The sequence below is a fragment of the Rhodococcus sp. NPDC057014 genome (assembly GCF_042673295.1).
Lineage (GTDB): Bacteria > Actinomycetota > Actinomycetes > Mycobacteriales > Mycobacteriaceae > Rhodococcus_F.
This window is the reverse complement of sequence record NZ_JBHUSF010000010.1, coordinates 58,420-73,077: the sequence shown is the minus strand read 5'-3', so window position 1 is coordinate 73,077 and position 14,658 is coordinate 58,420. Positions and strand designations below refer to the sequence as shown.

The following is a 14,658-nucleotide window of genomic DNA, read 5'->3' as shown; positions in this document are numbered from 1 at the left end:
CGTCGATCTACGGGGACTGGGAGGAGTAGAGCCCCTCGCCTCAGCGTCCGGCCCCGTCGTGCTCTGCGCGACGGGGCCGAGTCGTGTCCACACGCCTCAGGAAGAAACCGACCGGTTCCCCGCTTTGTGTGGTAATTACTACATGAATGTTTGGTGCCATTCTTGAAATTCGGTCTCGACGCCGTTCTCGATGCGCACTTTCATGGCCCCTCGCCGACTATTGGTGACGTTCCCTTTCTCGAGTCGAAACTCAATTGGGATCTGTCACAGCAGCAAGTTACTGTTTAGCAGCGGATGGGGTTGGAACCTTAAGGGGATGGAATGAAGTTGCGTCGTTTCGTTACGACTTCGGCACTTGTGGTGAGTGTCCTGGCGGCCGGATCCGGGGTGGCGGTCGCGGAACCGGCGGCCGAGCCCGGAGTCGACATCGGATACGAGACCCGTGTGGAGGATCGGGCAGTCGTCACGAAGATCGATGCGGGCGCGTTCGTGGTGTCGTCGGATCGCAAATCGGTGTCACTCGAAGACGGCGCCGGAAACGCCGTCCTCTCGCTGCCTCTCGCGTACCGCTTCGACGATCTGCAGTTCCCCTTCGAGGAGAAGGTCAGCGAGGACGGCAAGACTCTCACGTTGACTCCCGTCGTCGATCGCGCGAAGGCGACGCCGATCGCAGACACCGATCTTCCGCTGAGCGATGTTGCTTCGGTCGAGGAGAACACGCGCGCGCAGGCGAATTTCGGTCAGCAACTTGCGCTGGCCTCGGCGGTCGGTGGACTGGCCGGCACCGTCGTCGGAGGTGCGATCGGATTGGTCGGCCTGATCGCGGGGCCCGTTGCGCTGGCGACCGTCCCGGTGTTCGCCGCGGTCGGCGCGATCGCCGGAACCGTCATTGTCGGTGGGCCGACCCTCGTTATTGCGGGAATCCAGCTGGCCCAGACACTTACTGCGCCCGATGGCACGACGATCTGGGCGAAGAAGACCGACAAGGGCGCGAAGTAGCTCGTCAGGGGCGGATGCGCCACAGAGAGGTAAGGGAATCATGGCGGGACTGTTCGGAATTTTGGCCGACATCTTCGGCTACGTGATCACGATCGTGACTGTCGGACCGAAATTGTTCTGACGTCGTCACGCACAGGCGACGATGCCCCGCCCGCCCGTCCTCCTCGCGAGGGCGGGCGGTTCGCCGTCGTATGGACTTTCCGAAAGTGAACCTCGTCACAGCGGCGGAGCTGGCCTGCCGGAATTGCGAATGCTTAGGCTAACCTTCGTCCGTCACAGCGCTGCTCTCGGAACGGATCTCGATGAACCTTCGAAGGTTTACTGCCACATCCCTGCTCGTCGTCGCGGCGATGGGCGTCGGGACGGGCACGTCGTATGCCGATCCGGCCGCCGCACCCCAGGCCGGTGCGGAACAGGGCATCCCGAACGTCAACTATCAGACGTCGCGTGACGGTGACGCCGCCGTGGCCACCCTCGACGCCGGCACGTTCTCGCTCAACGCCGCGAACGGGACCGTCGACGTGGTCGACGACGGTGGACGGGTCGTCGCCGCCATCCCCACATTCTTCCGGGTCGACGACCTGCAGCACCCCTTCTCCGTGGCGATCGACGAAACCGCACGTGTTCTGCGGCTCGTCCCCGACATGGACCCGTCTGCCGCGACCCCCGTCCCCGTGTCGGAACGGCTGACTCTCGACGACGTCGCCGCACCCCAGGACAAAGCGGAACGCGACGAGCGCGCACTCGACGACTTCCAGCAGCAACTCGGAATCACGACCGCGATCACCGCGATCGTCGCCGCCATCATCGGCGGGGCGATCGGCTGCGCGGTCGGTGTCATCCCCGGCACGGCGGCGCTGGTGGTGCCGTTCCTCGGCCTCGCGGGACCGGTGGCGGGATGCATCGGAGGGGCGCTGATCGTGGCGCCCGTCGTCGCGCTCGCCGGCACCATCGTGGTCGGCGGCGGCGCCCTGGTCGTTCTGGGAATCCAGTACTTCAACACCATCAACAGCCCGTTCGTCGCACCGGCACCCGCGGCATGAGCGGCCGGTTCGCACGGAACCTGCGGGCCGTCACCGGGGCAGCGTTCCTCGTGGTCGCCTCCCTCGGAATCTCCGCAGGGACAGCTCATGCAGCGCCGCTGACGCAGCAGGATTCGCCCGACATCGGGTACGAGGCGCACGTCGAGGGTGAGTCCGTGATCACGTCGATCGACGCGGGCGCGTTCCGGATCACCGACACCCGGGAAGCGATCGAGGTGGTGGACGGCAGCGGCAAGGTGGTTGCTGCGCTGCCGCTCACGATTCGGCTCGGTGATGCCGTGTATCCGATCGACGCCGACCTCGACGGCCGTACGGTCACACTCACGCCGCAGGTTCCCGACGACGTTGCAGCGTCACTGAAATCGGTGGCGCAGGACGGATTCGACACGCAGAAAGAGCGCGACGACGTCGCGCTGGCCGACTTCAACAGCTATCTCGGCTACGCGACGCTGATCGGCGGCCTCATCTTCGGGGTGATCTTCGGCGTCGTGGGTCTCGCCGTCGGGTGCGGGCTGCTCGCCGTGACCGTGATCGGCACTCCCGTGGGATGCCTCGGCGGCCTCATGGCGGGATTCGCCGCCGGCGGGCTGGCCGGAACCATCTTCGTCGGTGGCGCCGCACTCGTGATTCTCGGAATCCAGTACCTGATCACCATCAACACGCCGTTCGTTCCGCCGGCGCCGGAACCCACCGCCTGATCGGTTCGTCCGCAGCCACTGAGTGCGCCGACGACAACGGCCCGCCTCCCCGAAGGGAAGCGGGCCGTAGTCGTCTGTGGGTGTTACGAGGTGCGCACGCGCAGACCCGGGTTCTCCGCCAGCACCTCGTTGATCGGTGTGGCGAACAACTCGGGGCTCTCGCCGAGGACGAACGTGACGACGTCCGCGACCTGGCAGATCGGGTACTGCCCGACATTGGACGCGCTCGAGATGCCGAGGGCCAGCGTGCCGGTCACGATCGTGCCGCCGCTGTCACCCTGCAGGGCGCACATGCTCGTCGAGAAGCTGTCGGCCAGCGTGCGCTCACCGACCGAGACGGTCTGCGCGACGGACGTGACGCGACCGCAGGTGAAGCCGGTCGTCAGACCCGACTTGCACACCGGGGCGCCGACGACCGGGTCGGCGGTTCCGGTGATCGCAACCGGCGCCGCGCCGGGAACCCGGACACCGTTGTTCTCGAACCGGCGGGCGGCGTCGTCGTCGGCCCGGATGATCGAGTAGTCGTGGATGTCCAGGCTGGTCTTCGCGAACGTGCCGATCCGCGGACCGGTGCCACCCGGCACCAGAGAGAACGCTTCCGACGCCTCCGCGGTGCCTGCAGCGCCCCGGTTGGGATCGCAGTGCCCTGCGGTGATGTTCACCGGCCTGCCGGAGCCGTCGGTGCCGTTGAACCCGAGCGAGCAGCGCAGCCCGATTCCGCCACCGAGCGAGCCGTACGCGTCGCCGCCCAGCAGGGCGTCGGCGGGCAGCGGTTCGGCGATGGGAGTGAGGTCGGTGGACGGCAGCGGAGCGGCCGTCGCAGGCGACTGCACGACGCGGGCGCCCTTCAGGAAGTCCGGAAGCTGCAAACCGCCCACGTTGTCGGCGCGGAGCACGAGATCGTTGTTCACGATGTCGATGGCGACGCCGCGAACGAGATCCGCGACGGCGGGCGGCTGGGTGTCGAGCCAACCGTCGAGCGACTTCACCTGCTCCTGCAGGCTGCTCTCGCTCTGCGCCACATCCTTCACCTGGAAGCCGGACTTCTCGGCTGCGGCGACCGCAGCCTCCTTGTCGGCGCCGTCGGCGAGCCCGACGATCGGGGTGCCTGCGTTGTCGAGCCACGTTCCGGCGAAGGCGTCCGGGAACTGGGTGCGCGCGGTCTTCGCGAACTCGGCCAGCTTCTGGCCCAGCTCGGAGTGCTCCAGGTACTGGTCCGGGCTCAGCGACAGATCACGCGAAATTGCGTCGATCAGTTCCGCGGGCAGCTTGGCGGCCTGGCCGGACGCTCCCGGCTCGACCGGATCGGCCTGAGCGGAGGCGGTGACCGGACCGAGGAGCAGCAGCGCGGCAGAGCCGAACACGGCGGCACGACGTGCGATGGAGCTTCGCATGGGGGCCTTTCTATGTTGTTTGTTCGCAGTTGCCTCGCGGGCGCACGCGAATACGACCCCCCTGACAGGTAAGGCCGTACACAGTCGGAGTCGACTATATGGGTTCGCCCCGTCTATTCCCACCTGTAACACTTCCGGCGGACGACTCAGCTGGACAAAGCGGACACCGGGGCCATCCGGGCGCTCTGCCGCGCACACGACTGCGCCCGGTGTCCGAGACGAAACGGGCACCGGGCGCAGGGTGAAAGCGGTGGAGAACTAGTCGGAGACGGTGCGCACCCGCATCCCGGATCCCACCGTGTCCACGATGTCCGCGACCGGGATGCCGAGGCTGGCCGTGCCACCCTCCGGAGCCAGCACCAGGTTCGCCTCCGTGCAGTTGGGGGCGCCGCTCGCATTGGAACCACTGGTGATCCCCAGCGCGAGGGTGCCGGTGACGATGGCGCCGCCGCTGTCACCCGCGAGAGTGCAGGCGGTCCCGGCGAAACCGTTGATCACGCGACTCGAACCGTCGGCCACGAACAACTGCGTCTCGACGTGATCCGCCGCGACCACACCACACGTGAACGACGACGTCTGACCCGACTTGCAGATCGGGGCACCGACGACGGGACGGGCGGTGCCGGTGATCTCCAGGGTGGTGCCGTTCGCGCCGCGCACAGCGGGACGGTCCAGGCCGGCCTTGACGCCCGCGTCGTTCAGCGTGATCACCGAGTAGTCCAGCTTGTCGGCGGGGTTACCCACCGACGACTTCGAGAACGCACCGATCTGCTGGCTGTCGTCGACGTTCTGGTGATTGGGGAGGAACACCGGCGACGGCTGACCCTCGGCGGGGTTGCAGTGCCCGGCACTGATGTTGACGGCCTGGCCGCTGTCGTCGACGGCGTTGAAGCCCAGCGAGCAGACGGAGATCTCCGAGATCGGCGTCTTCGGCAGCTCACCCGCGGTGGTGATGTACGTGTCTCCGGCGAGGGGACCCCGCTCCACCGGACCGCCGCCGCCGGGGCTCAGCATCACCTTGACGTTGGCGAGCAGGGTCGGCAGGTTCAGCGCCTGGCCGACGGGGCTGTTGACGACGTCGATGACGACGCGGTTCTCGAGAACGTCGATCGACGCGGAGTTGACCTGGGAAGCCACATCCTTCGGCAGTCCCGCGATCCAGCCGTTCACGTCGGAGAGGGTCTTCTCCAGGCCGTTCGCGGACACCGGCGCAATGCGGGTGTCGTACCCGGCCTTGGCTGCGGCGTCGGCGGCCTCGTTCGTGGTGACCGCGACGACGGGATTGCCGTCGAGGCCGATCCATGCCCCGGCGAAGTCGTCGGGATGCTGCTCCCGGAAGTCCTCGGCGTAACTACCCAGCTCCTGTGCCTTCGCGGCGCGATCGAGGTATTCCTGCGGGCTGATCTTCAGGTCGCGGGTGATGGCCTCGACGAGTTCGGCCGGCAACTTGTCGGCGCTCAGCTGCGTGGTGTCGGGCTGCGTAACAGGGTCGGCCTGGGCGGCAGTGGAAAACGGAAAGAGAAGAAGCATTGCCGAGGCGCCTACAACAGCGGCGCGGTGCGCCAGCACGTTACGCATGAAATCCCTTCTGCACGGAATCCGTTCACTGGGGATTCCTTCTGGGGTGGGTATCAGCGCCCCACCTTAAGCTACGGACGGGTCGACCCGTCGGGGAGGTGTGGCCGAGGCCTCACTGACCTGGCGTTTTCAGCGCAGGCTGTACCGGAGTCGTCGTCGTGGTGGTCGCGGCCAGCGATTGCGTCGTCGTCGTGGACGTGGTGGTGGTGGTCGTCGCCGGCGCAGTCGTCGTGGTCGTCGCGGCGGTCGTCGTCGTGGTGGTCTGGGGGACCGTGGTGATCGAGGGAAGCGTGATCACCGGCGTCGTCGTCGGCGGCGGGGGGGGAGGGGGCACGAACACGGATGTCGTCTCCGCCGGGGCGGGCGGGGGCGCGACCGGGATCGGGGCCTCCACCTCCGTCGTCACGGCCACCTCCTGCGTGCTCGCAGTCGGGAAGACGGCGGGCGCGACCGGTGTGGGTCGAACGGTCGTCGTCGTCACCGCCGCGGTCTGGGCGTCCTGGATCGACGGGACCGCGGTGCTGCCGTTGCCGGTGAGTGCGAACGCGACCGCCCCACCGGCCACCACCAACACGGCCGCGGCGACACCGGCGATGATCAGCGGTCGGCGGTCGGGGCGCTTGGCGGGGGCGGTCGATGCGCTCGCCGGAGTGGACGCCTCGGTCTCGGCCGACGGAAACGCGTCGGCGGCCGCAGCAGCAGCGGCCGCGGGCACCGCCGTCACAGCGGAGTACGCGGTGTGCAACGGGGCCTCGACGACGGGAATCGACTCCGTGTCGGCGCTCGTGTCCTCGTCGGTCAGGGCCAGCCCGGCCGCCAGCAGCGCCGCGCCGTGGGCGGGGGACTCCGGCGACGCGGCGAGCGCCACCGACTCCGGGATGAGAGTCGCCTCGCCCAGACCCATGTAGTCGAGCGATTCCCGCAGCTTGGTGACGATCTCCGGCGCCCAGTCCGACGGGTGGGTCGCGGTGACCTTCACCGTCCCGGACAGTCCGTCCGACGCCTCGCGGAACAGGCAGAACATCGCCGTCGCGACCAGGTCCTCGGCGCGGGTCAGAGACCCCGCGTACTCGATGCCCGTCGGCTCCCCGACGCGTGCGAGGAAGTCGCGGACGGCGCCGGTCGACTCCGTGCCGGGGTCGCCGAGCTGAACGGTGCCGTCCGGGGCGGTGAACAGGACGGACGGGTGTTCGATCGTCCTCACGTCGGTTCCGGAAGCGGTCACGACCGCTGTGGAAACCGAATCGCCGACGGTGAGTCCGACTCCGGTGGTCATGGAAAATCCTTACTGGCACGGTTCAGAGGGGTGCATCATCGCACCATGTGCACAGTGTGTCGCCTCCCGCGGTCGAATGGTTACATGCCCCACCCGTGAGTACTTCTTAACCGCCGGCGGTTAAGAAGTACTCACGGGCGCCGAAGGCGCAGCCCCGTGGCCCATCGCACGCAGCATCGACAGCAGTTCCGACCGCGACCCGGCGCCCAGCCGCCGCCGGATCCGGGCCACGTGGTGCTCGATCGTCTTCGCGGAGATGTAGAGGCGCGACCCGATCTCCCGGTACGTCAGCCCCTGGACGAGCAGTTCGGCGACTTCCGCCTCGCGGTCGGTGAGCGACCCCGGCGTGTTCGGGCTCGACACGACCGCGGAGTCGGCGCCGTTGTCGTTGGACGTCGGCTGGCGCAGGGCCCGCGCGACCTGCAGCAGGGTGGTCGCCACCCTGGTGTCGGAGGCGCGCAGCGCGGCTTCGCCGGCGAGGCGCGCGCCGTCCCACGGCAGGCCGATCCGGTCGAGGGTGCGGGCCGCGTCCTCGACGGAGGCGGCGTCGATGTCGCCCTGCAGCACGCGCAGCCAGGCGCGACCGGCGGTGGCGAGCCCGGAGGCGTACGTGCTGACCTTGGCGGCCTCGCCGAGTGCGCGGGCGTGCGGCATCAGATCGGCGGGGCATTCGGCGAGGATCGAGGCCTGGACGCCGTACCAGTGCAGCGCCGACCCCCACATCGCCGGTTCGCCGAGCGTTCGCAGCAACGACTGCGCGTCCTCGACGAGGTGGGTGATCCGGCCGGGTTCGCCGACCCGGATCGCGGTGAGCCACAGCTCGCCGAGCGGCAGCAGGCTCAGCAGGTCCACCGAGTACTCGGCGAGCACCCCCTGCGCGCCAGCCCAGGCCTGGAGCAGTGCGGCGTTGTCGCCGGTGCGCCGTGCCAGCCCGACCCGCAGTCCGTGGACGAACAGCAGATCGCGCTGGTGCATCGACGCGGCGTCGAGACCGTCGAGCCGGGACTGCGCCGACGTGAGGTCGCCGCGGACCATCGACGTCCAGGCGGTGAGCAGTTGGTGCCGGTTCGCGGTGACGCTGCCGGGTCGCTCGGCGTCCCGGGCCCGGGTGAGGACGGCGTCGGCGTGGGCGAGTTCGCCGCAGTGGAGTGCGGCGAGCGCGGTGATCGCGGCGGGGGAGTCGGGCAGCATCCTGGCCCGCGACGCGCGGCCGGGCAGCGACAGAGCACGGGTCAGTGAGTTCAGCGCGGCATTCGCGGACGCGGTCACCGACTGCACGAGTCCGGTCGCGACGAGGGCGGCGCCGGCGGTGGCTGCGGTGGGGGGTGCGCCCGCGCTCGTCGCGAGGACGGCTTCGGCGTCGTCGAGCCTGCCTGCGACCACGAGGACGGACGCGGCGAGGGAGGCGTCGGCGCCCGCCCGGTCCGCACCGAGCCAGGCGTACAGTTCGGCGCTGCGGTCGATCATGCCGCAGAACGCGGCGCCTGCGGCCGAAATCCGTACGGCCGCAGCGAGTTCCGGACCGTCGACGGCGGCGGACCGTTCGAGGACCGAATCGGCCAGGCCGACCGCGGTGTCGAGGTCACCGTTCAGGGCGCTCGCCTCGGCGTACGCGACGACGGCGGCGTCACCGAGCCTGCCGACCCGGCCGGCTTCGGCGTACAGCGCGACGGCGACGGCCGGTTCGGCGAGTTCGGCCTGGGCGCAGAGGAATTGGCTCAATTCCTCGCTGGGTGTGCCGGTCGCGGCCACCGCGCGGGCGACAGGAAGCGTGAGCGTTCCGCCGTCGACGTGATGGGCGAGCAGGCGGCGGGCCAGCGTGTGCAGGCGGTTCTCGCCGAGCGTCGTCGTGAGATGCGTGTGGTCCGCGAGAGCGAGCGTGTCCCGTTCGTCGACCCAGCCGTCCGAACGGAGCGCGTCGACTGCCGCGCGGGCGCGGTCGGGTTCGACGTCGAGTACCCGGGCGACCACGGTCTCGTCGAGGTCGCTGCCGAGCAGAACTAGTGCGAGAGCGGAGAGTTGCGGGCCGTCGAGGTCCGCGAGTTCGGTGGGAGGAAGCGGTGAGGGCAGCGTGGACACCGGCGCCCTATCCGCCGTTGCCGAGGACGCCCGGCACCAGGCCGGTGACTCCGCCGACGACGCCGCCGACCGTGCCGCCGACCCCGGTGACGGTGTCACCGACCGCGCCTGCGCCACCGACGATGGTGTTGGCGATCGCGGCGCCGCCGTCGGACGGGACGCTCGGTGCCGGAGCGGGCGCAGGTGCCGGCGCGGGAGCAGCGGGTGCCGGTGCGGGAGCAGCGGGGGCAGGCGCCGCAGCGACGGGGGCCGGGGCGGTGCCGGGCGCCGCGGCAACCGGTGGGGCCGCGGCAGGTGCGACGGTGCCGGGTGGGACGGTGCCGGGTGCGGCGACCGGAGTCGCGACACCGGCCGCGGTGCCGGGGACACCGGTCGCGGCGGCGACACCCGCAGCCTCGGTGCCGGGTGCGACGGCGCCGGTCGCGGCGGCCTCCGCCGGAACACCGGACGTCGAGGCCGCACCCGCCGACGTGCCCGACGACTGCGAGGTGGTCGAACCCGAACTGGACGCCGGTGCGACGTCGAAGGCCGTGCCGAGCGACAGCCCGCCCGCGGCGAGCACGGCGATGGCGGCGACGGATGCGGTGATGATCCCGGCCTTCTTCTTGCGCGACATCCCGGTGGGGGCGGGGTCGACAGGTCTCGGTGCGGGAGGCCGGGCGGCGAGGACGACGGTGTCGGCGTCCGACTCGACAGCCGGGGCGGCGGGGGCTGCCGTCGCCGGCGCGGCGGTGGGAGCGACGACCGGCATCCGCGCGACGGTCGGGGCGGCGGCGCGTCCCGCATCCCGGTCGGCGGCGAGCAGCGCCGCACCCAGGGCGGCGGTGTGGCCCGGACGTTCGGCTGCGACGACGGGAACCCGCAGCTCCGCGGACAGGAGTTCGGCGACGAGCGGGATGGCGGCGCTGCCGCCGGTGAGCACCACCTGCGTGACGTCGCTGGATTCGAGACCGGCGGCGTGGATGCTCTCGCGGACCAGCGTCACTGATTCCTGCAGGGGTTCGCGGATGAGGTCTTCGAGCTCTGAGCGCACCAGCCGCACGTCGGTGGAGATGCCGGGCAGTTCGATGCCGATGGTGGCCTCGGTGTCGGAGGACAGTGCCTCCTTCGCCGCGGTGCACCGGGTCCGCAGGCGGGTCAGCGCGGCGACGGTGCCGGGGTCGAACGGGTCGATGTCGCCGAACTCCTCGGCGACGTTGCCGAGGACGTACTGCATGGCGGCGTGGTCGAAGTGGGCGCCGCCGAAGTCCTCGGACCGCACGGGCTTGCCGAGGACGCCGGTCTCCGTGCCGTGGGCGTCCGTGCGGAACAGGGTGATGTCGAGTGAGGTGCCGCCGAGGTCGTAGATGACGGTCAACGCGTCGCCGAGGGTGCCGCGGGTCCGTTCGAGCCACGTCATCACCGCCTGCGCCTCCGACACGAGGGTGGCGTCCGCGACGCCGGCCTGCTCGAGCGCGTCGGCGAGGACGCCGACGGTGTACGTCGGCCAGACGGTCGGGTGGGCGACGACGGTGGCCGGGAGACCGTGCCTGCCGGATGCCGCCTCGTGCACCATGCAGCTGACGGCGGTGGCCACGAGGTCTTCGCCGGAGTAGGTCGAGCCGTCGTCGGTGAGGATCCCGACCGGGTCGCCCACACGGTTCGCGAAGTCGGACACCGTCACCGCGTCCGGTTCGCCGCCGTCGCCGCCGAGTACGGGTGCGCGGTCGGGGGAGAGGTGCAGAACACTCGCGCGGGACAGGACGGTGAGGTCGGCGGCATCCGTCACGCTCGCCCCGTCCGTGTCGACGGCGGCCACCGTATTGACCGATCCGACACCGATGCCGAGCGCTGCAGCCATGTTCCACTCCTGTGGTCCGGGCGGGCGTCACGCCGCCTGTGTCAGACGGACGGTACCGCCGTCGTATGTGACGGCCGGGGCCGTCGTGGTCACTCGAATTGTCGCGTGCGGCGGCCGTTTCGTTACGCCGATGCGCAGGTCGACGGCAGTTACGGGGCCGATCCCCTAATGCCCCCCTATCCCCTAACGGCGGGGGCCCGACCCCCGATAGGAGATCCCCGATACCGGGTTCCGTGAGTAGGGGGCGCCGCCCCGTTGGGAAGGGGGCCGCCGATCCATAACGTGTATTTCACTCGCCGTCACAGCAGTTGTGGTGGCCACCCGAACTCCCCGAACCTCGACCACAGGAGAGATTGCCATGGCTACCAACGCCGTCCTCGACTTCATCCTCGGCCTTCTTCGCGACGAGCAGGCTGCGGCGGCCTACTGCGCCAACCCGACCGACGCGCTGTGCGCTGCCGGTCTGCAGGGTGTGAGCCACGCGGACATCGTCTCCGTCGCCCCGCTGGTCGCGGAGTCGGGACTGTTCGCGGGCAGCGGAGCCGACCTGGCCGCGATCGTGAACGCCGGTGCCGACGTCGCCGGTGATGTCGCCGGCGGTCTCGGCGCGGGTGTCGGCGGCGGTCTCGGTGGCGGATTGGGCGCCGGCCTCGGACTCGGTGGCGGCCTCGGCGGTGCGGTCGGTATCGGTGCCGGCGCGGGCCTCGGTCTGGGCGCAGGCCTGGGCGGCGACTTCGACTTCGCCGCGGAACTGGCGGCCGGTCTGAGCGCCGCGCTCGGTGCCGCGCTGGAGATCGGCGGCGAGATCGGTGCACAGCTCGGTGCCGCGCTGGGTGCGGCCCTCGACGCGGCACTCTCCCTCACCGGTGGCCTCGACCTCGGCAGCGCCCTCGACCTCGGCGCCGTGATCAGCGGTGCCCTCGGCGGCGTGCTCGGGCTGGGCACCGACCTGACGGCGCAGCTCGGCACCACGCTCACCGCGGCGATCACGGCCCTGCCGGTGGTCGACGTGGCCGGTGGTCTCACCGGGATCCTCGCGCCGGCACTGGCCATCGGCGGCGACCTCGGCGCCGAGCTGGGTGCGGCTCTCGGTGCCGCTCTCGGCAGCGTCGTCGACCTCGGTGGCAGCGTGGACGGCGACATCCTCGCCGGACTCGGTGCCGGCCTCGACCTCGGCGCCGTGCTCGGAACGACGCTGGGCAGCGTGCTCGGTGTGGACGCCGGTCTCGGTGGTTCGCTGGGCGGTGCCCTCGACGCGGCGATCGGCGCCGGCGGCGGATTGGGCGCGACCCTCGAAGGCCTGCTCGGCGGTGACCTGCTCGGCGACGTCGCCGGTTCGCTCGGCGGAGTCCTCGGCACCGACCTCAGCGGGGTCCTCGGTGGCGCGCTCGGCGGTGTCCTCGGTGCGGGCGGCGACCTCGGCGCAGACCTCGGCGGCGCGCTCGGCGCGACGCTCGGTTCGATCGCGGACCTGGGCGGCGGACTGGACCTCGACGCGATCCTCGGTGCGGGCGGCAGCCTCGGCGGTGCCCTGAGCGGTCTGCTCGGCGGCGAACTCGGAGTCGGCGGCGACCTCACGGCCGGTCTCGGCACCGCGCTGGACGCCGTGCTCGGTGCCGGCGGCGGACTCGACCTCGGTGCCGTGCTCGGAGCCGACGGCGGCCTCGGTGGCGCGCTGAGCGGCATCCTCGGCGGCGTCCTCGGCGCCGGCGGCGACGTCAGTGGTGACCTGGGTGGAGCCCTGGGCGGTCTGCTCGGCGGCGCCCTCGACCTGGACGGCGGCCTCGGCGGCGCACTGTCCGGTGCACTCGACAGCGGTCTGGGACTGGACGCCGCACTCGGCACGGTCCTCGGCGGCGCCCTCGGGCTGGACGGTGGCCTGGCCACGCAACTGGGCAGCACCCTCGACGCCGCACTCGGCGCCGGCGGCGTGACGGGCCTCGACCTCGGCGGTCTGCTGGACGGCGGACTGGACCTCGGTCTGGGCGGCGACCTCGGCCTCGGCGGCGAACTGACGTCGGAACTGACCACGGCGCTGAGCGGTGCCCTCGGTCTGGGCGGCGACGCAGGCGCGAACCTGGGAACGGTCCTGGGCGGCGCACTGGAGAGCGGCCTCGGGCTGGGCGGCGTCCTCGACACCGGTGCCGATCTGGGAACCACGATCAGCAGCGCGCTCGGCGGAGTGCTCGGAGTCGACGGTGACGCCACCGCAGGCCTGGGCGCGGCGCTCGACGCGGTGCTCGGTGCGGACGGCGGGGTCGACCTCGGTGGCGCGACCGACCTGGGTGGTCTGCTCGGCGGTGCGTTCGGTGCCGGCGGCGCCGCGGGCGCCGATCTCGGCGCGGCCCTCGGCGGAGTGCTCGGCGGTGCGCTGGAGACCGGCGGCGCCCTCGACCTCGACAGCGTCCTCGGCGCGGAGGGAAGCATCGGCAGCACGCTGGGCACCGCTCTCGGCGGCGTCCTCGGCGCGGACGGCGACCTCAGCGCGACCCTCGGTTCCGCACTGGAAACGGCACTGGAGGCCGGTGGCGGCCTCGATCTCGACTCCGCTCTGGACGCCGATCTCGGACTCGACGCCGCAGCCGGCGTGGGCGGCGCCCTCGACGGTGCGCTCGACGCGGGCACCGGTCTCGCGGGTGGCCTGACGAGCGGCATCGACGGCGCGCTGGGCGGGCTGCTCGACGTGGGCAGTGACGTCACGGGCAACGTGGGCGGCGCCGTCGGCGGCGGTGTGGCGGGCGGCGCGGACGCTGCGGCCGGCATCGGTGCCGGTGTCGCGGCGGGTGTCGGTGCGGTTGCCGACGCCGGCGCGGACCTGGGCGGCAGCCTCGGAACCAACCTGGTGGGCGGACTGGACACGGCCGGTGGCCTGGGCGCCGGTCTGACCAGCGGCCTCACCGGTGGTCTCGGCGGAATCTTCGACACCGGTGCGGGCCTCGGCTCGGCACTGACGGGCAGCGTCGGCGGTGCGGTGGACGCGGTCGGCGAGGCGGGCGCCTCCGTCGGCGCGGTCGCCGACGCCGGCGCGAGCCTGGACGCGAACCTCGGCGGGGCCGTCGACACGGCGGCCAACCTGGGTGGCACGGTCGGTGGCGCTCTGGACACGGCCGCGAACGTCGGCGGAAGCCTCGGCGGCACCGTGGACGCCGCTGCCGGAATCGGCGGCGACGTGGCAGGCGGACTCGGAGGCAGCGTGGACAGCGCCGTCGACGCGACCGCCGGTCTGACCGGTGGCCTGGACGCCACCACCGACGCGGCCGCCGACCTCGGCGCCGGACTGTCCGGTGGCGTGGGCGGCCTCGGATCGCTCGGCACCTCGGTCGGCGGCGCCCTCGACGGGGCCGTCGGTGGAGCGGTCGACGGTGCGGTCGACGGCGGAGCCGCGGTGGGCGGCGCCCTCGACGGCGCAGCGTCCGCCGGTGGATCGGTAGCGGGTGGCGCCTCCGCAGGCGGTTCCGCCGCCGCGGATGCCACCACGGACGGGTCCGCCGACCTCGGAGCGGTCGGCGGCGCCGTCGCCGACACCACCGGTTCGATCACCGGCGGCCTGGGATCCACCCTGGGCGGGGCCGTCGACACCGGGGCCGACACCTGGTCGTCGATCGACGCGGACAACGCGTTCGGCGCCGACTCGGGCCTGCACGCCGACACCGACGGTTCGCTGTTCGGTGACACCGACTCCTCGGTGGACCTCTCGCACGACGTCACGGGCGTGGTCGATCACCTCGAGCCGTGATGAGACGGCGGTTCC

The 14,658-nt window shown here is 71.4% G+C and carries 9 protein-coding genes; 4 read left to right on the top strand and 5 right to left on the bottom strand.

Features of this window, described 5'->3' with window-relative positions; all coding sequences use genetic code 11:
• The first annotated feature begins 321 nt into the window (after positions 1–321).
• From ACFTZB_RS03815 to ACFTZB_RS03805, 3 genes are all read left to right on the top strand, one after another.
• Positions 322–999 (top strand): ammonium transporter, encoded by a 678-nt coding sequence (locus ACFTZB_RS03815; protein WP_378430163.1) that lies wholly within the window; start codon positions 322–324, stop codon positions 997–999.
• A 302-nt stretch (positions 1,000–1,301) separates the two neighbouring features.
• On the top strand, positions 1,302–2,042 hold the full coding sequence (locus tag ACFTZB_RS03810) for a hypothetical protein (RefSeq protein ID WP_378430162.1): 741 nt from the start codon (positions 1,302–1,304) through the stop codon (positions 2,040–2,042).
• Positions 2,039–2,740, top strand: a complete 702-nt coding sequence (locus ACFTZB_RS03805) for a hypothetical protein (protein WP_378430161.1) — start codon at positions 2,039–2,041, stop codon at positions 2,738–2,740. The genes ACFTZB_RS03810 and ACFTZB_RS03805 overlap by 4 nt, the downstream gene beginning before the upstream one ends.
• An 83-nt stretch (positions 2,741–2,823) precedes the next feature.
• Here ACFTZB_RS03805 and ACFTZB_RS03800 read toward each other — a convergent pair whose 3' ends face one another.
• The 5 genes from ACFTZB_RS03800 to ACFTZB_RS03780 all read right to left on the bottom strand — a co-directional run bounded on the left by ACFTZB_RS03800 (position 2,824) and on the right by ACFTZB_RS03780 (position 10,907).
• Positions 2,824–4,134: a S1 family peptidase gene (locus tag ACFTZB_RS03800; protein WP_378430160.1), complete on the bottom strand. Its 1,311-nt coding sequence runs from the start codon at positions 4,132–4,134 to the stop codon at positions 2,824–2,826.
• 258 nt (positions 4,135–4,392) lie between these two features.
• Positions 4,393–5,712 carry a S1 family peptidase gene (locus ACFTZB_RS03795; RefSeq protein ID WP_378430159.1) on the bottom strand — a complete coding sequence of 440 codons (1,320 nt, stop codon included), beginning with the start codon at positions 5,710–5,712 and terminating at the stop codon, positions 4,393–4,395.
• Positions 5,713–5,824: 112 nt separating this feature from the next.
• A complete protein-coding gene (locus tag ACFTZB_RS03790) occupies positions 5,825–6,988 on the bottom strand; it encodes a hypothetical protein (RefSeq protein ID WP_378430158.1) in 1,164 nt (387 codons plus the stop codon).
• A 120-nt stretch (positions 6,989–7,108) separates the two neighbouring features.
• Complete coding sequence (locus tag ACFTZB_RS03785; protein WP_378430157.1) at positions 7,109–9,067, bottom strand: LuxR C-terminal-related transcriptional regulator; 1,959 nt, start codon at positions 9,065–9,067, stop codon at positions 7,109–7,111.
• Between the two features lie 7 nt (positions 9,068–9,074).
• Positions 9,075–10,907 (bottom strand): Hsp70 family protein, encoded by a 1,833-nt coding sequence (locus ACFTZB_RS03780; protein WP_378430156.1) that lies wholly within the window; start codon positions 10,905–10,907, stop codon positions 9,075–9,077.
• A 358-nt stretch (positions 10,908–11,265) separates the two neighbouring features.
• On the opposite strand from ACFTZB_RS03780, the gene ACFTZB_RS03775 reads away from it, so the two are divergent.
• Positions 11,266–14,643 carry an IniB N-terminal domain-containing protein gene (locus ACFTZB_RS03775; RefSeq protein WP_378430155.1) on the top strand — a complete coding sequence of 1,126 codons (3,378 nt, stop codon included), beginning with the start codon at positions 11,266–11,268 and terminating at the stop codon, positions 14,641–14,643.
• Positions 14,644–14,658 lie beyond the last annotated feature (15 nt).

Excerpts from the sequence above, each read along its gene's own strand:
- ACFTZB_RS03790 (WP_378430158.1), bottom strand. The coding sequence starts at position 6,988 with ATGACCACCGGAGTCGGACTCACCGTCGGCGATTCGGTTTCCACAGCG.
- ACFTZB_RS03800 (WP_378430160.1), bottom strand. The coding sequence starts at position 4,134 with ATGCGAAGCTCCATCGCACGTCGTGCCGCCGTGTTCGGCTCTGCCGCG.
- ACFTZB_RS03810 (WP_378430162.1), top strand. The coding sequence starts at position 1,302 with ATGAACCTTCGAAGGTTTACTGCCACATCCCTGCTCGTCGTCGCGGCG.
- ACFTZB_RS03815 (WP_378430163.1), top strand. The coding sequence starts at position 322 with ATGAAGTTGCGTCGTTTCGTTACGACTTCGGCACTTGTGGTGAGTGTC.
- ACFTZB_RS03795 (WP_378430159.1), bottom strand. The coding sequence starts at position 5,712 with ATGCGTAACGTGCTGGCGCACCGCGCCGCTGTTGTAGGCGCCTCGGCA.
- ACFTZB_RS03805 (WP_378430161.1), top strand. The coding sequence starts at position 2,039 with ATGAGCGGCCGGTTCGCACGGAACCTGCGGGCCGTCACCGGGGCAGCG.
- ACFTZB_RS03780 (WP_378430156.1), bottom strand. The coding sequence starts at position 10,907 with ATGGCTGCAGCGCTCGGCATCGGTGTCGGATCGGTCAATACGGTGGCC.
- ACFTZB_RS03775 (WP_378430155.1), top strand. The coding sequence starts at position 11,266 with ATGGCTACCAACGCCGTCCTCGACTTCATCCTCGGCCTTCTTCGCGAC.